Source organism: Cryobacterium sp. Hb1, assembly GCF_004403585.1.
Lineage (GTDB): Bacteria > Actinomycetota > Actinomycetes > Actinomycetales > Microbacteriaceae > Cryobacterium > Cryobacterium lyxosi.
This window is the reverse complement of sequence record NZ_SOHI01000027.1, coordinates 123,506-140,108: the sequence shown is the minus strand read 5'-3', so window position 1 is coordinate 140,108 and position 16,603 is coordinate 123,506. Positions and strand designations below refer to the sequence as shown.

Annotated in this window: 17 protein-coding genes and 4 tRNA genes; 4 read left to right on the top strand and 17 right to left on the bottom strand. The window is 62.5% G+C overall.

Going from position 1 to position 16,603, the window contains the following annotated elements:
* Window positions 1–9 precede the first annotated feature (9 nt).
* From secF to thrS, 12 genes are all read right to left on the bottom strand, one after another.
* Window positions 10–1,023 (bottom strand): protein translocase subunit SecF, encoded by a 1,014-nt coding sequence (gene secF, locus E3T38_RS10070; RefSeq protein WP_134548102.1) that lies wholly within the window; start codon window positions 1,021–1,023, stop codon window positions 10–12.
* Window positions 1,023–2,744 (bottom strand): protein translocase subunit SecD, encoded by a 1,722-nt coding sequence (secD, locus tag E3T38_RS10065; RefSeq protein ID WP_134548101.1) that lies wholly within the window; start codon window positions 2,742–2,744, stop codon window positions 1,023–1,025. Before secD ends, secF begins: the two co-directional genes overlap by 1 nt.
* A 116-nt stretch (window positions 2,745–2,860) precedes the next feature.
* Window positions 2,861–3,247, bottom strand: a complete 387-nt coding sequence (yajC, locus tag E3T38_RS10060; RefSeq protein WP_104129024.1) for a preprotein translocase subunit YajC — start codon at window positions 3,245–3,247, stop codon at window positions 2,861–2,863.
* 113 nt (window positions 3,248–3,360) lie between these two features.
* Window positions 3,361–4,371: a Holliday junction branch migration DNA helicase RuvB gene (gene ruvB, locus E3T38_RS10055; protein WP_134548266.1), complete on the bottom strand. Its 1,011-nt coding sequence runs from the start codon at window positions 4,369–4,371 to the stop codon at window positions 3,361–3,363.
* 35 nt (window positions 4,372–4,406) lie between these two features.
* Window positions 4,407–5,075 (bottom strand): Holliday junction branch migration protein RuvA, encoded by a 669-nt coding sequence (ruvA, locus tag E3T38_RS10050; RefSeq protein WP_134548100.1) that lies wholly within the window; start codon window positions 5,073–5,075, stop codon window positions 4,407–4,409.
* Entirely contained in the window at window positions 5,072–5,698 is a 627-nt protein-coding gene (gene ruvC / locus E3T38_RS10045) for a crossover junction endodeoxyribonuclease RuvC (protein WP_134548099.1), read from the bottom strand. Before ruvC ends, ruvA begins: the two co-directional genes overlap by 4 nt.
* A gap of 4 nt (window positions 5,699–5,702) precedes the next feature.
* Complete coding sequence (locus E3T38_RS10040) at window positions 5,703–6,467, bottom strand: YebC/PmpR family DNA-binding transcriptional regulator (RefSeq protein ID WP_104129021.1); 765 nt, start codon at window positions 6,465–6,467, stop codon at window positions 5,703–5,705.
* A 129-nt stretch (window positions 6,468–6,596) separates the two neighbouring features.
* On the bottom strand, window positions 6,597–7,151 hold the full coding sequence (locus E3T38_RS10035; protein WP_104197916.1) for a DUF1697 domain-containing protein: 555 nt from the start codon (window positions 7,149–7,151) through the stop codon (window positions 6,597–6,599).
* A 75-nt stretch (window positions 7,152–7,226) separates the two neighbouring features.
* Window positions 7,227–7,853, bottom strand: coding sequence for a pyridoxal 5'-phosphate synthase glutaminase subunit PdxT (pdxT, locus tag E3T38_RS10030; protein ID WP_134548265.1), 627 nt, complete (start codon window positions 7,851–7,853; stop codon window positions 7,227–7,229).
* Between the two features lie 26 nt (window positions 7,854–7,879).
* Window positions 7,880–8,782 carry a pyridoxal 5'-phosphate synthase lyase subunit PdxS gene (pdxS, locus tag E3T38_RS10025; protein WP_104197914.1) on the bottom strand — a complete coding sequence of 301 codons (903 nt, stop codon included), beginning with the start codon at window positions 8,780–8,782 and terminating at the stop codon, window positions 7,880–7,882.
* A 101-nt stretch (window positions 8,783–8,883) separates the two neighbouring features.
* A complete protein-coding gene (locus tag E3T38_RS10020) occupies window positions 8,884–9,492 on the bottom strand; it encodes an HIT domain-containing protein (RefSeq protein WP_134548098.1) in 609 nt (202 codons plus the stop codon).
* Window position 9,493: 1 nt separating this feature from the next.
* Window positions 9,494–11,482: a threonine--tRNA ligase gene (gene thrS, locus E3T38_RS10015; RefSeq protein ID WP_134548097.1), complete on the bottom strand. Its 1,989-nt coding sequence runs from the start codon at window positions 11,480–11,482 to the stop codon at window positions 9,494–9,496.
* Window positions 11,483–11,662: 180 nt separating this feature from the next.
* Here thrS and E3T38_RS10010 point away from each other — a divergent pair, with 180 nt between their 5' ends.
* Complete coding sequence (locus E3T38_RS10010) at window positions 11,663–12,745, top strand: Ig-like domain-containing protein (protein ID WP_134548096.1); 1,083 nt, start codon at window positions 11,663–11,665, stop codon at window positions 12,743–12,745.
* A gap of 185 nt (window positions 12,746–12,930) precedes the next feature.
* Here E3T38_RS10010 and E3T38_RS10005 read toward each other — a convergent pair.
* The 3 genes from E3T38_RS10005 to E3T38_RS09995 form a co-directional block, all read right to left on the bottom strand.
* A tRNA-Val gene (locus E3T38_RS10005) sits at window positions 12,931–13,002 on the bottom strand.
* Between the two features lie 43 nt (window positions 13,003–13,045).
* A tRNA-Cys gene (locus E3T38_RS10000) sits at window positions 13,046–13,119 on the bottom strand.
* A 73-nt stretch (window positions 13,120–13,192) separates the two neighbouring features.
* Window positions 13,193–13,264, bottom strand: a tRNA-Gly gene (locus E3T38_RS09995).
* A 235-nt stretch (window positions 13,265–13,499) separates the two neighbouring features.
* Between E3T38_RS09995 and E3T38_RS09990 the strand changes: the two genes are divergently transcribed.
* The 3 genes from E3T38_RS09990 to E3T38_RS09980 all read left to right on the top strand — a co-directional run bounded on the left by E3T38_RS09990 (window position 13,500) and on the right by E3T38_RS09980 (window position 15,050).
* A tRNA-Val gene (locus E3T38_RS09990) sits at window positions 13,500–13,575 on the top strand.
* A 75-nt stretch (window positions 13,576–13,650) separates the two neighbouring features.
* Window positions 13,651–14,364: a M50 family metallopeptidase gene (locus tag E3T38_RS09985; RefSeq protein ID WP_134548095.1), complete on the top strand. Its 714-nt coding sequence runs from the start codon at window positions 13,651–13,653 to the stop codon at window positions 14,362–14,364.
* 35 nt (window positions 14,365–14,399) lie between these two features.
* Window positions 14,400–15,050, top strand: coding sequence for an SDR family oxidoreductase (locus tag E3T38_RS09980; protein ID WP_134548094.1), 651 nt, complete (start codon window positions 14,400–14,402; stop codon window positions 15,048–15,050).
* Between the two features lie 53 nt (window positions 15,051–15,103).
* Here the strand turns inward: E3T38_RS09980 and E3T38_RS09975 are convergent, their stop codons facing one another.
* Both E3T38_RS09975 and E3T38_RS09970 read right to left on the bottom strand, forming a co-directional pair.
* Window positions 15,104–15,688 carry a hypothetical protein gene (locus E3T38_RS09975; RefSeq protein WP_134548093.1) on the bottom strand — a complete coding sequence of 195 codons (585 nt, stop codon included), beginning with the start codon at window positions 15,686–15,688 and terminating at the stop codon, window positions 15,104–15,106.
* A 67-nt stretch (window positions 15,689–15,755) separates the two neighbouring features.
* On the bottom strand, window positions 15,756–16,487 hold the full coding sequence (locus E3T38_RS09970) for a YqjF family protein (protein WP_134548092.1): 732 nt from the start codon (window positions 16,485–16,487) through the stop codon (window positions 15,756–15,758).
* Between the last annotated feature and the right edge of the window lie 116 nt (window positions 16,488–16,603).

Below are 16,603 nucleotides of genomic sequence, written 5' to 3'. Positions count from 1 at the left end.
TTCCTGCGACTACACCGTGATGCTCTCCGCGGTTGGACCTGACGCCTTGGCGCGAGCGGCGAGGGCTTTCTTGTCGTGTTTACGAATGACATCCTCACCATTTCGCAGCTGGGCATACATCGGTGACGCAATGAAGATGGTCGAGTAGGTGCCGACCAGGATTCCGATAAGCAGAGCGAGAGAGATGTCGCGCAGGGTACCGGCGCCCAGAACGAACGCACCGATGAACAAAATGGATGCCACGGGCAGGGCCGCCACGACGGAGGTGTTGATGGATCGCACGAGTGTCTGGTTGACCGCCAGATTGACCGACTCAGAGAACGTTCGGCTTGAACCTGACCCGTCGAAATTCGTGTTCTCGCGAATCTTGTCGAAGACAACGACGGTGTCGTAGAGCGAGTACCCGAGGATCGTGAGAAACCCGATCACCGCCGCTGGAGTGATTTCAAAACCGGTTATTCCATAGAAGCCCGCGGTGATCACGAGGTCGTGCAGTAGGGCGACCATCGCCGCCACGGACATCTTCCAGGTACGGAAGTAGATCGCCATGATAATTCCGGCCAGTACGAGGAACACAACCAGGGCACGAAGAGCCTGCCCGGTGATGTCCTGCCCCCAGGTCGCACCGATGAACGAAGTGGCCACTTCAGCGACGGGAACATCGTAGGCGGTTGCGAGAGCGTCTCGCACGCTCGTCGTCTCAGCTTCCGACAGCTGGTCGGTCTGCACCCGGACGCCGTCGTTGCCGATCGTGGAGACCTTCGGGATGGCATTTGGAACGACGCTTGCGACGGCATCCGTTGCCGTGGTCTCGGACTGGCTGGTCGTCTGCGAGACAACGAACTCGCTGCCCCCGGTGAATTCGATACCAAAGACAAAGCCGCCACGCAACAGGAACGGACCGACCAAGGCGATGAGGACCATTCCTCCGGCGATCAAGTACCAGAGCTTTCGACGCCCGACGATATCGAGCGAACGAGCGCCCGTGTAGAGGTCGTTTCCAAATTTCGAGAAGCTAGCCATCAGGAATCCTTCTCGTTAGTCGATCGTTCAGTGCTGGTGCTTACGAGGTCGGAAGCTTTACGCTCGGCGATGGTTTGTCGCTTCGCTGCCTCTTTGCTCGAGGATGAGACCTTGGAAGCGGACACCGACGCCGATGGCGCAAATCGGGCCCGTCCCCGGTAGACGGCGCCGAGTGCTCGCGGATCAAGCCCGCTGAGTTTGTGGCCCTCATTGAAGAACTTCGTCTGGGCGACCAGCTGCAGCATCGGGTGCGTGAACACGCTGACCACGAGGAGATCGACGATCGTCGTGAGGCCAAGCGTCAATGCGAAACCGCGCACGTTGCCGACGGCGAGCACGAACAACACGGCAGCGGCAAGAAAATTGACGACGTCAGAGGCGACGATGGTCCGGAAAGCCCGCTTCCAGCCGGCCTCGACCGAGGACTCCAACCCGCGACCGTCACGCAGCTCATCACGGACACGTTCGAAGTACACGATGAACGAGTCGGCAGTGATACCAATAGCCACGATCAAACCAGCCACACCGGCCAGAGACAGGCGATAGCCTTCGCGCCAGGACAGGATGGTGATGAGCAGGTAGGTGATCACCGCTGCCACGCCAAGCGATGCAACCGTGATCAGGCCGAGGAGACGGTACTGCGCAAGCGAGTACAAGACCACGAGGATCAGGCCGATCAGGCCGGCGATCAGCCCGTTGACGAGCTGGGTCGACCCGAGCGTCGCCGAAATGGTGTCCTGGCTCTGCACGGTGAAGCTGATCGGAAGGGCACCGAACTTGAGCTGGTCGGCCAGGGCCTTGGAACTGTCTTGGTCGAATGACCCGGTGATCTGCGGCTTGCCATCGAGGATGGCGCCCTGGGTGGCTGGTGCAGAGATGACACGGCCATCGAGCACAATCGCGAACTGGTTCTGCACACCGGTGAGGTCGAATAGCCGGGTCGTGACGTCAGCGAACTTCGCGGTTCCATCATTGTTGAAAACGATATTGACAGCCCACTCGCCGGTGGTTGCACCGTTTTGCGTCGTGACCTGGCCGTTGGTCGCGTTGGCGATCGTGGAACCGTCTACTTCGACCGGACCCAGGATGTACTTGACGGAGCCATCTGTTTCGCAGGTGATCAGGGGCTGGTCGGCCGGCGCCACGTTGGTGGTATTAATTTTACTGCAGTCGAAGGCGTCGTACTCGGCCTGGAGCGCTGGGGTGACGTAGTTCAAGTCGCTTGCGTTGGTCGGCGCCACGGCGGGAGTGGTCGACAGGCTCGGATCGACAGGAGCTTGCGGTACCGGTGTTGCCGTTCCGTCAGCACCGACGGTCTGGCCGGACGGCTGACCGGCCACGAGCACCGCCCGAAACTCGAGCTTCGCTGACGACTTGATGCGTTCCAGGGTGGCGTCATCGGGGGTGCCGGGGATCGACACGACGATGTTTCGTCCGCCCTGAGTGTTGACCTCCGCCTCGGATACCCCCGAGGAGTTGACACGCTGGCGAATGATACCCACGGCTTCAGTGAGCTGCTCCGAAGTCACTGAGGCGCCGCTCTCAACCCGGGGGGCGAGGATGATCTGTGTTCCACCCTCAAGGTCAAGCGCCAGTTTCGGCGTCCATGATCCGTTCTGGGTGAACACCCCAAAAGCGTTGAGGGCGATCAGGCCGACGATAATCACGCCTAGCCAGGTCAGGGAACGCCAGGCCTTCTTGACCGGAGACGACTTAGCCACCTATGAACTCAGCTTTCTGTTGGCGCCCACGCCAACATGCGTGGGCGCGCCGCGTGATGCAGTACGTGCGTTGTGTGAACTATGGTGCCAAGCGAGTATGCCCTAAAAGTTGAAAACTACGCGTCACCTTTTTTGGGCTGTTCGGTGGTGTCGGTGTCGACGTCGGCAACGCGCTGACCAAATTCCGGCTCGGTGAGCGAGTCGATGCTATCAACACTAGAGCCCTCGGAAACGTCGACGACAACCGGCTCCACCACGCGGGCGATGGTCTGACGGTGAATTTCGACGACGACGCCGGGGGCAATCTGCAGCTCGACTTTGTTGGCCTCTTCATCAATAGCGATGATCGTGCCGTACATGCCGAAGTTAGTCATAACGTCTGCGCCGGGAACCATGGTGGCCTGCAGCGCTTCCTGGTCTTTCTTGCGCTTGCGGCCGTTTCGGAACATGAAGAAGACGAGAACGGCCAAAACGGCCAACATGACGAGAGTCAATGAATCCATAAAACTGTACTACCTTTCGATTGCGGCACGAGTGGCCGAAGCTTGTGATGGGGGCCCGATTTGCGGGGACGCGCCTACTGAATTAGAGCTATAGGCAGACGGGCCAAATTGAATTATAGGTCAAGAAGGGTCGCACTACCCTGAGGAGAGGTCAGACCGAAGTGTTGCCACGCCGCGCTGGTGGCAACTCGACCTCGCGGGGTGCGCGTGAGAAATCCTATCCGCACCAGAAACGGCTCTACCACCGCCTCCACCGTTTCGGACTCTTCACCAACAGACACGGCCAGGGTGTTGAGCCCTACCGGCCCTCCCGCGAACCGGGTCAGGATGATCTTCATCACCTCGCGATCGAGGCGGTCGAGGCCGATCGCATCGACGTCATAGAGTTCGAGAGCTGCATGCACCGCGGCAATGTCGGCCGCTCCCCCGTGCACGAGCGCATAGTCACGTACCCGACGCAGCAGGCGATTTGCGATGCGTGGCGTGCCGCGGCATCGCCCAGCGATTTCGGCGAGAGCATCCTTTTTGATCGGCAGGCCGATTAAAAGTGCTGCCCGAGCGAGAACTTGTTCGAGCTCGCTCTGGGCGTAGAACTCGAGATGGGCGGTGAAACCGAATCGGTCGCGCAAGGGGTTCGGCAGCAGCCCGGACCGGGTAGTAGCGCCGACCAGGGTGAACGGGGCCAGTTCGAGCGGGACCGAGGTAGCACCGGCGCCCTTGCCGACCATGATGTCGATGCGAAAGTCCTCCATGGCGAGGTAGAGCATCTCTTCGGCGGAGCGAGCCATGCGGTGGATCTCGTCGATGAAGAGTACCTCGCCGGGCACCAGGGACGACAGCACGGCCGCGAGATCGCCGGCGTGTTGAATGGCTGGACCGCTCGACATGCGCAACGGACGGTTGCCCTCGTAGGCGACGATCATGGCCAGGGTGGTCTTGCCGAGGCCGGGAGGGCCGGCCAGAAGGATGTGGTCGGGTGTGCGATTCTGCATCGTCGCAGCGGTCAGCAGCAGCTGCAACTGCCCACGCACCTTCTTCTGGCCAACGAATTCACCCAGACTCGCCGGGCGCAGGGCGCCCTCGAACGCCAGCTCTGACTCGCTTTCCAGCGAGGGGTTGACCAGCTGGACGGCCGGGTTCTCGATAGATGGATCGGTTGTCACGAGCGAGCCGTTCCGGTGCTCGCGGCGGCCGCCGCGCCGGTAACGTGGTGCGCTGCCGGTCCAAGCCGGCCGAGGGCCAACCGGAGCACAGCGGCAACCGCCGGCGGCGCGGACTCTGTACCGGCGGCATCTGCCAGCTCGGACAGGGTCTCGTCGACCGCCTCCGCCGCGACCCGTTCCGACCAGCCGAGGCCGATCAGTGCAGCCAGCACGCTGGCCGCGACCGAGGAGGCCCCGGCTGTTCGGGTTGGAGAAGTTGCCGCCGTCACAGCGAGTTTGCCGGCCAGGGAGAGCACGATGAGTTTTGCCGTTTTCGGTCCGATGCCACTGACCTTGCGGAACACGCCGTCGTCATCACCGGCCACAGCCTGCGCGATCTGGTTGGGGGTGAGCACCGCGAGCACTCCGAGAGCGGACTTGGGGCCCACACCGGTCACACCGACGAGCAGTTCGAAGACGGCGAGCTCATCGCCGCTCGGAAAGCCATAGAGCGTGAGCGAATCCTCGCGCACGATGAGTACGGTCACCAGCCGGGCTTCCTCGTCGATGCGCAGGCCGAGGGCGGTGGCCGGCGTCACCTGCATGGCGAGACCGACACCGCCGACCTCGATCACGACGGTTGAGCCGACAGCTGAGCGAACAGGGCCACGTACGGAGGAGATCACCGCTTAAGACTACGGGGCACCACCGACACTGCTGGCACCGATTTACGTTCGGCGTCGCGCCACGCTTTCTGGGCGGGGGTGAGCGCTCCGGGCATGACGGCGGCCGCTTTCACCGAGGTGATGGTCGGCAGAGTGCCACCGGATGCCCCGGTACGCCAGGCGTGGCAGATCGCGAGGGCGAGGGCATCCGCTGCGTCGGCTGGTTGGGGAATTTCGGTGAGCCCCAGGATGCGGGCGACCATCGTGCCGACTTGTTTCTTGTCGGCAGCACCGTAGCCGGTGATGGCCGCCTTCACTTCACTCGGGGTGTGCAGGGTCACCGGCAGGCCCCGCTTCGCGGCGAGCAGCAGGGCGACACCGCTGATCTGCGCGGTGCCCATGACGGTGCGCACGTTGTGCTGGGCGAAGACGCGTTCAATGGCAATGAATTGAGGCCGGTGGCGGTCGAGCATGTCTTCCAAGCCCTGGGCCAGCAGCAGCAGACGCTGCTCCAGGGGCAGATCGGGTGCGCTGCGCAGCACCGTCACATCCACCAGGCGAGCCGAGCGGTTACCCTCGACGTCGACCACGCCCACACCGCAACGGGTGAGGCCCGGATCGATGCCGAGAACCCGTACCGCCATCGGACTACTCGGACTCGCTCGCGAGTGCGGCCTGCACCTCGGCCGACAGATCGTAATTGGAGTACACGTTCTGCACGTCGTCAAGATCTTCCATGGCGTCGATCAGGTGGAACACCTTACGGGCCGTTTCGGCGTCGACTTCGATCTTGAGCGAGGGAATGAAAGCGATATCCGCTGACTCATAGTCGATTCCAGCGGCCTGCAGCGCGGTACGGGTAGCGACGAGGTCGCTCACATTGGAATGGATCTCGAAGGTCTCACCCTCGTCAATGACCTCTTCGGCGCCGGCATCGAGAACGGCAAGCATGATGTCGTCTTCGGTGAGCGTCGGCAGGTGCTTGACCACAACGACGCCCTTGCGGTGAAAGTTGTAGGCGACGCTGCCCGGATCGGCCATGGCCCCGCCGTTGCGGGCCATCGCGGTGCGCACCTCGGCCGCTGCGCGGTTTTTATTGTCGGTGAGGCACTCGATCATAATCGCGACACCGTGGGTGGCGTAGCCCTCGTACATGATGGTCGTGTAGTCGACCTGCTCGCCCGATAGGCCTGCACCGCGCTTGACCGCGCGGTCGATGTTGTCGTTGGGTACCGAGGTCTTCTTGGCCTTCTGAATGGCATCGACCAGCGTCGGGTTACCCGAGAGGTCAGCGCCGCCCAATCGAGCCGCAACCTCGATGTTCTTGATGAGCTTGGCGAACGCCTTGGCCCGCCTGGAGTCGGTGACCGCCTTCTGGTGCTTGGTGGTGGCCCATTTGGAATGCCCGGACATACATCTCCCGTTGTTGTGCTCGATCGTTTGGACGTGGTGCAGCAGGCGCCGGCGGCCCGTGGCCATTTGGCCGTTACGCTGCGGGCGGCGGCAGTGCGTGGTTTTTGCACACGTAAGTGCTAAATCAGTCTATCCCGGTGTGAGTTCCAGCAGCTTGTGCAGAGTGTGCAGGTTGCGGGTGGTCGTCGTGTTGCGGTACTTGAGCTTGGCACTCTTCTTGCTGAAAGCACTCTTGATGCCGACCGACTTGCGAACCTCCCAATAGAGCACACCATGGCCGAGTTCGATGCGTTCCTCGGCGGCCTCGAGTTCTTTGCGGTGTCCGGCGAGTTCGCTGAGATGTCCCGGGTCGGAGGAGAACATCACATACGGATGCCAGCCGTCGCGGTCCGCGTCGAAGGGGTACGCGCGAACGATCCGATCGAGGGATTCGGCGTCGACGAGCACGATCCACGCCTCATAGTCAAACCGAGCGGCCAAGGCCTTCTCGATGCGGGCCTTGAGCGCGGCAGCATCCGTTTTATCAACGAGCGGACTGTCGATACTGAAGATCACATTGCCACTTGCCAACACGGTTTTGACGTCGGTATAACCGAGTTCGTGAAATGTTTCAGCAAGATCCGTCATGGCTATGGTGATGCCGTTGACGTTGATGCCACGGAGCAGTGCTACATATCGGGTCATCGTTGACCACCGGTTGTCTGAGTCATGTCTGAACCCTAGCCACACTCGCGCACCCGGCACAATTAAGCCGACTTCTCACCGTGCGGCGGAAATCACTTTCTGCAGGAAATACTGGTGAAAACGATATTCTCCGGTGATTTCCGGGTGAAAGGAGGTTCCGAGCAGGTTTCCTTGCTCGACAGCGACGCAGCGCCCATCATCGAGGGTGGCCAGCGCGGTCGCCCGCGCACCGATGGTCTCCACGACCGGCGCTCGAATGAACACGGCATGCACCGGCTGCTGACCGAGCACCGGAATGTCGAGGTCGGTCTCAAAGGAGGCCGTCTGCGACCCGAAGGCGTTGCGGCGCACCACGATGTCGAGTCCGCCGAGACTCTGTTGACCGTTCATACCGTCGATAATCGTGTCGGCAAGCATGATGAGGCCGGCGCACGTACCGTAGACCGGCAATCCGCCCCGAATGGCGGCCGTCAGCGGCTCGGCAAGACCGAACGTGCGGGCGAGTTTGTCCATGACGCTCGATTCACCGCCCGGGATGACCAGACCGTCGATTCGGTCGAGTTCTTCCGGGCGGCGTATCGGGTCGACGTGTGCGCCGAGTTCGCGCAACACGTGCGCGTGTTCGCGAAAATCGCCCTGCAGGGCGAGCACCCCGACCCGCAGACCTGCCGGTACAGCGGTTTCTGCCGATCGGGTGCGCATGGAGAGGATCGTCACGAACCGCTCAGTTACCAGCCGCGGGTCGAGAGGAGGTGCGGCGCGGGAATGTCCGACACGTTGATGCCGACCATGGCTTCGCCGAGGCCACGCGAGACATCTGCGATGACCTTGGCGTCGTCGTAGAACGTGACGGCCTTGACGATAGCTGCTGCGCGCTGCTCGGGGTTGCCCGACTTGAAGATGCCGGAGCCGACGAAAACGCCGTCAGCGCCGAGTTGCATCATCATGGCAGCGTCAGCCGGGGTGGCCACGCCTCCGGCGGTGAACAGCACGACGGGTAGCTTACCGGTGGAGGCGATTTCGGCGACGAGCTCGTAGGGTGCCTGCAGCTCCTTGGCGGCGACGTACAGTTCGTCGCGACTGAGTGAGGTGAGACGCTTGATCTCGCCGTTGATGGTGCGGATGTGCTTGGTGGCTTCGGAGACGTCGCCGGTGCCGGCTTCTCCCTTGGAACGGATCATGGCCGCGCCCTCATTGATACGGCGAAGCGCCTCCCCGAGGTTGGTAGCACCGCAGACGAAGGGAATGGTGAAATTCCATTTGTCGATGTGGTTCATGTAGTCGGCCGGGCTGAGCACCTCGGACTCATCGATGTAGTCAACGCCGAGCACTTCAAGAATCTGCGCCTCGACGAAGTGGCCGATACGAGCCTTGGCCATGACCGGAATGTTGACCTCCGCGATGATGCTGTCGATGAGGTCAGGGTCGCTCATCCGGGCTACGCCACCCTGTGAGCGAATGTCGGCGGGAACGCGTTCAAGAGCCATGACGGCGACAGCGCCGGCGTCTTCAGCAATACGAGCCTGGGCAGCGGTGACGACGTCCATGATGACGCCGCCCTTGAGCATTTCGGCGAGTCCACGCTTGACGCGGCTCGAGCCGAACTGCTCGGCGGAGGTTGATTTAGTCATAATACGATTATATTCCTTGCACGGTGGTGGTCTGGTCGGCGGCTGGTGCACTGACAGGGTAGGACCGGGCGCGCACCAACACGTGTCCAGTGTGAATCGAGTTAGCGGGTCGCCGCAGCGGGCTTTACGATGCTGGGCCAGCCGTCAGCGATTTCGCGCCGCACGTCGCCGAGCAGGCGCGGAATGGCCTTGGTGCCGGCGATGATCGGAAAGAAATTCGAGTCGAGGGCCCAGCGCGGCACGATGTGCTGGTGCAGGTGCTCGGCGATGCCCGCCCCGGCGATGCGCCCCTGATTCATGCCGATGTTGAATCCGTCACAATTGGACACCTGCGTCAGAACCCGCATGGCGATCTGCGTGAGTTCGCCGATCTCGGCGACCTCCTCCGGTGTGGCCTGGTCGTAGGTGGCGACGTGCCGATACGGGCAGACCAGCAGGTGACCGCTGTTGTACGGAAATAGGTTGAGCAGCACGTAAGCATGGGTACCGCGCGCCACGATCAGCGCCTTCTCATCGTCCAGACCCGGAGCGATGCAGAACGGGCAGTCATCCGGGTGCGGCTGCTGCCCATCCTGGATATAGACCATCCGATGCGGTGTCCAGAGCCGTTGGAAGGCATCCGGAACCGCCGCGAACTCGGCAGCGGTTTCGCTCGCACCCGCGTCGCCAGTGTCCGAGCCGCGCAGCCGATCGTCCGGAATTTCCGTCATGCTACGCCTGTACTTCGGCCGGGATCGGGGCAACCGGGCTCGTGGTGACCTGGGCGCGGTTCTCGATCGATTCCACGATGAGGCGCACGGCCTCGGCGACCGGCACGCCATTTTGCTGTGTACCGTCACGAAAACGAAAACTCAGCGCTCCGTTGGCCTGGTCGTCTTCGCCCACAATGAGCTGGTAGGGCACCTTGGCTTTGGTGTGGGTGCGAATCTTCTTCTGCATGCGGTCGTCGGAATGGTCGACCTCAGCGCGCACGCCAGCCTTCTTCAGGGTGGCGATCACGTCGTCGAGGTACGGGCCGTACTGCTCGGAGACGGGGATGCCGACGACCTGCACCGGCGCCAGCCAGACCGGGAACGCTCCGGCGTAGTGCTCGGTGAGCACGGCGAAGAAGCGTTCGATCGAGCCGAATAGGGCGCGGTGGATCATGACCGGGCGCTGGCGGCTGCCGTCGTTCGCCGTGTATTCGAGGTCGAACCGTTCGGGCAGGTTGAAGTCGAGCTGGATGGTCGACATCTGCCAGGTGCGGCCGATGGCATCTCGGGCCTGCACCGAGATCTTGGGGCCGTAGAACGCCGCCCCGCCCGGGTCGGCGACGAGATCGAGACCGGATGCCTCCGCGACTTCCCGCAGTGTCTCGGTCGCTTCATTCCAGGCGTCGTCGCTGCCGACGAACTTTTTCGGGTCTTTCGTGGACAGTTCGAGGTAGTAGTCCTCGAGGCCATAGTCGGCGAGCAGCTGCAGCACGAAGTTAAGCGTGCTGGTGAGCTCTTCTTTCATGCCTTCTTTGGTCGTGTAGATGTGGGCGTCGTCCTGGGTCATGCCGCGCACGCGGGTGAGCCCGTTGAGCACGCCGGACTTCTCGTAGCGGTAGACCGACCCGAATTCGAACAGGCGCATCGGCAGCTCGCGGTAGCTGCGGCCGCTGGACTTGAAGATGAGGTTGTGGAACGGGCAGTTCATGGGCTTGAGGTAGTAGTCGACGCCCTGGCGGGTGACATGGCCGGTCTCGTCACGTTCCTCGTCGAGGTGCATCGGCGGGAACATGCCTTCGCGGTACCAGTCGAGGTGGCCCGAGGTCTCGAACAGGGTCGACTTGGTGATGTGCGGCGAGTAGACGAAGTCGTAGCCGGCTTCAACGTGGCGCTTGCGGGAGTAGCTTTCCATCTCCTGACGGATGATGCCGCCCTTGGGATGGAATACGGCCAGGCCCGAGCCGATCTCCTCAGGAAAGCTGAACAGGTCGAGTTCGGCGCCGAGCTTGCGATGATCGCGCTTGGCGGCCTCTTCCTGGCGGGTTTGGTAGGCGCGCAGTTCGTCCTTGGTGGGCCAGGCTGTGCCGTAGATGCGCTGCAGCTGCGGGTTCTTCTCGGAGCCACGCCAGTAGGCGGCGGCCAGCCGGGTGAGCGAGTAGCCGTTGCCGATCATGCGGGTATTGGGCAGGTGCGGACCGCGGCAGAGGTCTTTCCAGACCGTCTCCCCCGTCTTCGGGTCGACGTTGTCGTAGATGGTGAGTTCGGCGCCGCCGACCTCGACCGACTCATTGTCTTCGGTGGTGGAGCCGCCCTTCAGCCCGATGAGTTCGAGCTTGTACGGTTCGGCAGCGAGTTCGGCTCGGGCTTCGTCATCGGTCACGACTCGGCGCACGAAGCGCTGCCCCTGGCGAATAATGCGATCCATCGCTTTTTCCAGTGACTTCACGTCGTCCGGGGTGAACGGAACCTCGACGTCGAAGTCGTAGTAGAACCCGTCGGTGATGGGCGGGCCGATACCGAGCTTGGCGGTCGGGTTCACCGTTTGCACTGCCTGGGCGAGCACGTGAGCGGCGGAGTGGCGCAGGATGCTGAGGCCGTCGGGAGAATTTATGCTGACCGGTTCGACGGTATCCGTTGGCAACACCGTGGCGGCCAGGTCTTTCAACTCGCCGTTGACGCGCATGGCGACAATGGATCGATCGGTGAAAAGCGCAAAGCCGTCAGCCACGTGTATAACTCCCTGTTGTTTGCCTACCCGTCAACTTTAGCGGCGTGCGCGGGTGCGCTCGTCGGTTGCGAGATCACGCCGCCGCGAAAACGCACGCCCGCACTTCTAGCCCCGCCGATATCGGAGTATCTTGACCGTAATTTGGGGGACCGATCACTACCGACCGCAAAGAAGCGAGAAATGATACTTGCACCGCACCCATCCCATTCCAGCCATGCGGGCGCGAGGCGCTCGTGGCGCTTTCCCGCGCTGTTATTACCGGCCGCCGTGATGCTCGGCGCCCTCATCGCCGCGCCGGCAGCATCGGCGGTAACGGATGCCCCGGCCCTTTCCACGGGGCGGGCCACGGTGAGTATCGTGGCCGGCACGTTCGACATCTATTTCGCCGGGCAGGCCGCGTCCGTTTATGGCGAGATCACGCCCACCACCCCCGCCACACGCGTCCCGACGGGGACTGTTCGGGTCGTCTCCCTCGAGCCGGGCAACCCCACCGAAACGCCGCCGCTCCTGCCGAGCGACACGGCCGGTGTGTTCTACTCCGACGCTCATCCCAGCGTGGCCGGGACGCGCCAGTTTCGAGTGGACTACCTCGGGGATAAGAACTTTGCCCCGGCCTCGAAAACCTTCAACTACTTCGTGCCGACCGGTCCCGATACGAAAACGACGCTGACCGCGACGCCGTCAGGCACCATAACGGCCGGGCAGCGCATCACCTTCACGGCGAACGTCACGGACAGTCAGGGGCGCGCCCTAAACGGTGACCGATCAGGCGAAGAGATCACTTTCTACGACAACGGCCAGCCACTCGTTGGCAACCAGGTGTTCGGCGAATGGCATTCCACCGTGACCACGACGAGTCTGTCCGTGGGGGTGCACCGCATCACCGCCGAAAGTTTCGCCGTGTTCTACGAGTCGTCGACGTCGCCAGCGGTGACGGTCACGGTTCTGCCCAAGACCGCCAGGGCCAGCAAGGTCGCTGGAACGCTGACCGTGTCGCCGAGAGGTTCGGTTATTGTCGGCACCGCCGTCACGGCTGTGGCGAAATTCGCTCCGCGCTCCGGCACCGCCGTGGTGACCGGTTTCGTGCAGTTCTACGACGTGACAACGAAGGTCGGCACCCCGGTGGCGCTCAAGAACGGTTCAGCCACGTTCAGGTACGCGTCGCTCAAGGTCGGCGCTCACGTGCTGGTAGCCCGCTACCTGGGCACGCCGAAGTTCGCTCAGGCGTTGACCGTGCCGAAAATCGTACGGGTAGTTCGGTAGCAGGAGGTGTGAGATCGGAGCCCGGTCATGTCCGGGCTCCGACCTCACACCGATACCGTCGAGAGTTCAATGACGAAATCGGCGCCGAGGACCCCGCTGCTCCCCTGCCGCTCGTCGTGCGACGAGGCTTCGGGCAGAAAAAAACCCCGGATGACCGGGGTTCTCGTTCAGCAGGAAATGCTCTGTGGGCGATACTGGGATCGAACCAGTGACCTCTTCCGTGTCAGGGAAGCGCGCTACCGCTGCGCCAATCGCCCAAGATTCTGGGAACTATCTATTCTTCAGGACGTGCACAAAGAATGGAGGTGGATACGGGATTCGAACCCGTGTTAACGGCTTTGCAGGCCGCTGCCTCGCCTCTCGGCCAATCCACCATGTGGGTTTACACCATATGGGTTCATACCAAACGAATTGGAACCGGCCTTTCGACCGATTCCAGTTCATTCGAGCGGATGACGAGATTCGAACTCGCGACCCTCACCTTGGCAAGGTGATGCGCTACCACTGCGCCACATCCGCAACTGTCCGCATTTCTGCGTACTTGGAGACTCTAGCCGAATAGCAAGACGGAAACCAAACCGAGCCGTTTACGGCGTGTTGCGTCGGTCGGCGCGACGGCATGCCGTGACCTATCTGGTGGCCGCGCACGGCACGCGCGCCACTCCCGGTTCGGTCTCGATGTGCGGCGGCGCGCCAGTCTGGGCTAGTATCAAAAGTCGCAAGACAAGCCTTGGCTGTCGTGCGAAAAGCAAATGGGCGATTGGCGCAGCTGGTAGCGCGCTTCCTTCACACGGAAGAGGTCGTGGGTTCAAGTCCCGCATCGCCCACCAAGAAAACCCCCGTTCACCCGGGGGTTTTTTCTTGTTGACCGCCTCTCGCGGTCGGGCCAACTTAGTCTGAGGGACATGGACGTACTTCTCGACATCTGGCAACGCATAACGACACCACATGCCATGCTGGAACCGCTCATTGCCTGGCTAACCGTGGCAGCAGCTGCTGTGATCGTGGTCTTTCCTCCGATGTGGCGCCTCGCGCGACACGTCATCACGATTGTGCACGAGGGCGGGCACGGTATCGTCGCTGTGCTGAGCGGGCGACGATTGGGCGGCATCCGCTTGCATTCGGACACTTCCGGGCTCACCGTGAGTCGAGGACGCCCGACCGGCCCCGGAATGATCTTCACGCTGCTGGCCGGCTACCCGGCCGCAGCGCTGCTCGGCCTCGGCGCGGCCTGGTTACTCAGTTTGGGCTACGACGTGGGCCTCTTATGGGCACTTCTCGTGCTGCTGGCATTGCTGCTCATACAGATCCGCAACTGGTTTGGGCTCTGGTCGGTTGCCGTCACAGGCGCCGTCGTGTTCAGTGTCTCCTGGTTTGGGTCGCCCCAGGTGCGGGGTGTGTTCGCGCTGTTGGTCACCCTGGTTCTCCTTTTCGGCTCCCTGCGCACGTCTTTCGAACTGCAGCAATCCCGGTCGCGTCGAGGCGGCTCCTCGTCGGACGCCGACCAATTAACGAGACTCACCCACCTTCCGGGTATTTTCTGGGTGGCCGTTTTCATCGTCGCTCAACTGTTCTGCGTTGCCCTGAGCGCCCGGTTGCTCGGCTTTGTTCACATCTAAGACTCGCTTTCAGTCAATCGTGGGAGGCTGAATGCATGACAAAAATTGCGATAATCGGCGGACACGGAAAAGTTGCCCTCCACCTGGCTCGTTTGCTCACGACGGCGGGACATGACGTCTCCTCGCTCATCCGTAACCCCGAACACGTCGACGACGTCACGGCGACCGGTGCAACGCCGCTCGTAGCGGATGTCGAGCACCTGTCGGCGGATGAGATGGCCAAAGCACTCGCGGGGCATGATGCGGTGGTCTGGTCCGCCGGCGCCGGCGGAGGAAGCGCAGAGCGCACGTACGCGGTGGACCGGGACGCGGCCATCCGCTCGATGGATGCCGCCGCTCAAGCCGGCATCAACCGTTACGTGATGGTGTCGTATCTGGGATCACGTGCCGATCACGGTGCCTCACCCGACAACGGCATGTTTGCCTACTATGAGGCCAAGGCTGCCGCCGATGACTATCTGCGCGCCACCTCGTTGAACTGGACCATTCTCGGACCGAGCACGTTGACCCTGGCCGCCGCGACGGGCTCCATCAATGTGGGCTCGAAAGCGACTGGTGACACCTCACGCGAGAACGTGGCGCTCGTTGCCGCGGCCGTGCTGGCCGACGACAATACCGTGGGCGCGTTCATTGAATTCACCGACGGCGACGTGCCGATCGGCGAGGCCATCGCCGCTATTCACTAACAGGCCCAGAAGCGTACAGGCCCAGAAGCGTACAGGCCCAGAATTTAACAGGCTCAGAAGCCGAAGTCGCCGCCACCAAAATCGCCACCGAAATCTCCGCCGGAGTCGCCGCCCGCATCGCTCGCGGGGTCCGCGTTGGTTTCGGTGTTGGCGTCGGCGCCGGCATCCGTACCGCCAGCATCCGTACCGCCGCCATCCATCGGCATAAAGGCGCTGACCAGTGCCGAACCAATGACGAATCCGGCAACGGTGCCAAGCAGCGAGCTGCCCATCATGCCGCCAAAGCCCATTCCGTTCTGGTTTCCAAACGAGCGCGTCAGCGTGCCGGGCTGACGCAGTTCAGCCCGGGTCGCGGCTTGGGCGAGCGTGGCCGGTGCGGCGTCCACCGGGCGTTCGCTCGGTTCGACGTTCTCGGTGAGTTGGCGAAAGAGAATGTCGCGCTGCTCGTCGGTCAACTTTGAGAACGCCTCGCTGTGCACCTGTTCGATGGTTTCGGGTGGGGCCGTGCGCAGCAGGTACTGGTAGCGCTCGACCGCGATCTCATCCTCGCTGCGCGTGGGGGCGCCGGTCGAACGGTTTGACCGGTTGTCCGTGGGTGATTGCTCCTTGCGGCCCAGCAGAAAGTCAAGAAATCCCATGGTGTGCTCCTCTTGTGGATTTGTCTGTGACGATCATTTTTCCAGATCTTTCTGAGTGCTGGCGTCGTCACTTTCCCCGGCCGAACCAGGTCGTAACGCCGGGTGAATAAAGCACAGAATCAGGCGCGCGATCGGTGAGGCCGGTAAATCCAGCCGCGGCCAACAGCGTGTCATCGAGACTGACCAGCTCGGCCCCGAACAAGGGCCACGGCTCGTGGTGGTTGCGTAAATACACGGTCCGCCCACGGATGCTCGTGAACAACGCCCATCGTGCGGTGAGAAAATCTGCCAACGGATCATCAACGACAGCACCTGCACCCGGTCGCGCCACGATCTCTGAGCGCTTGGCATGGTCCCCGTGTCGCGTTGAGTTGTACCGGTACTGGCCGGAATCAATCGTGAGTCGGGTGCGCGACCAGATGTAGGGCAATGAGAACAGGGCGCGGGCAGCCAGCACGGCCGCGAGGCGACCGGCCTCCAGTGATACAAACACGACACCGCGACGGCCCTCGGAGTCGACTGCATAGAGTCGAACATTCACTTCGACGAAGGTGCCGAAGTACGGAATCGGCGGGCTCCCGAGAATGGTGGCGCGATCGAGCACAAAGGGAATCAGGCCGACCCAGCTCGACCCGTCGTGTTCGTCGGGGACGAGGCCTTTCGGCAACAACGGCGCGACCAGAGCAGCATCCACTCGCCAGTGCAGAAACACCACATGCGACCAGCGCTGGCTCGCCGCGGCCCTTCCGGCCAGGGGCGGTGCTATCGCGGAAATGGGATGTGCCTCAGCGTTCGCCATACGAATCCTTTCTCGATCTGCCTCACGGTACTCGCTGGGCACCCCCTGCGCATGTTGATCACCCGGGAATGCATGCAGGGAGGCGGTTCCGCTCAGCAATCGCGGAGGCGGCCTGT

Coding starts and splice junctions, on each gene's coding strand:
- secF (WP_134548102.1), bottom strand. CDS start 1,023: ATGGCTAGCTTCTCGAAATTTGGAAACGACCTCTACACGGGCGCTCGT.
- yajC (WP_104129024.1), bottom strand. CDS start 3,247: ATGGATTCATTGACTCTCGTCATGTTGGCCGTTTTGGCCGTTCTCGTC.
- ruvC (WP_134548099.1), bottom strand. CDS start 5,698: ATGGCGGTACGGGTTCTCGGCATCGATCCGGGCCTCACCCGTTGCGGT.
- E3T38_RS10040 (WP_104129021.1), bottom strand. CDS start 6,467: ATGTCCGGGCATTCCAAATGGGCCACCACCAAGCACCAGAAGGCGGTC.
- E3T38_RS10035 (WP_104197916.1), bottom strand. CDS start 7,151: ATGACCCGATATGTAGCACTGCTCCGTGGCATCAACGTCAACGGCATC.
- pdxT (WP_134548265.1), bottom strand. CDS start 7,853: ATGCGCACCCGATCGGCAGAAACCGCTGTACCGGCAGGTCTGCGGGTC.
- pdxS (WP_104197914.1), bottom strand. CDS start 8,782: ATGACTAAATCAACCTCCGCCGAGCAGTTCGGCTCGAGCCGCGTCAAG.
- E3T38_RS10020 (WP_134548098.1), bottom strand. CDS start 9,492: ATGACGGAAATTCCGGACGATCGGCTGCGCGGCTCGGACACTGGCGAC.
- E3T38_RS10010 (WP_134548096.1), top strand. CDS start 11,663: ATGATACTTGCACCGCACCCATCCCATTCCAGCCATGCGGGCGCGAGG.
- E3T38_RS09985 (WP_134548095.1), top strand. CDS start 13,651: ATGGACGTACTTCTCGACATCTGGCAACGCATAACGACACCACATGCC.
- E3T38_RS09980 (WP_134548094.1), top strand. CDS start 14,400: ATGACAAAAATTGCGATAATCGGCGGACACGGAAAAGTTGCCCTCCAC.
- E3T38_RS09975 (WP_134548093.1), bottom strand. CDS start 15,688: ATGGGATTTCTTGACTTTCTGCTGGGCCGCAAGGAGCAATCACCCACG.
- E3T38_RS09970 (WP_134548092.1), bottom strand. CDS start 16,487: ATGGCGAACGCTGAGGCACATCCCATTTCCGCGATAGCACCGCCCCTG.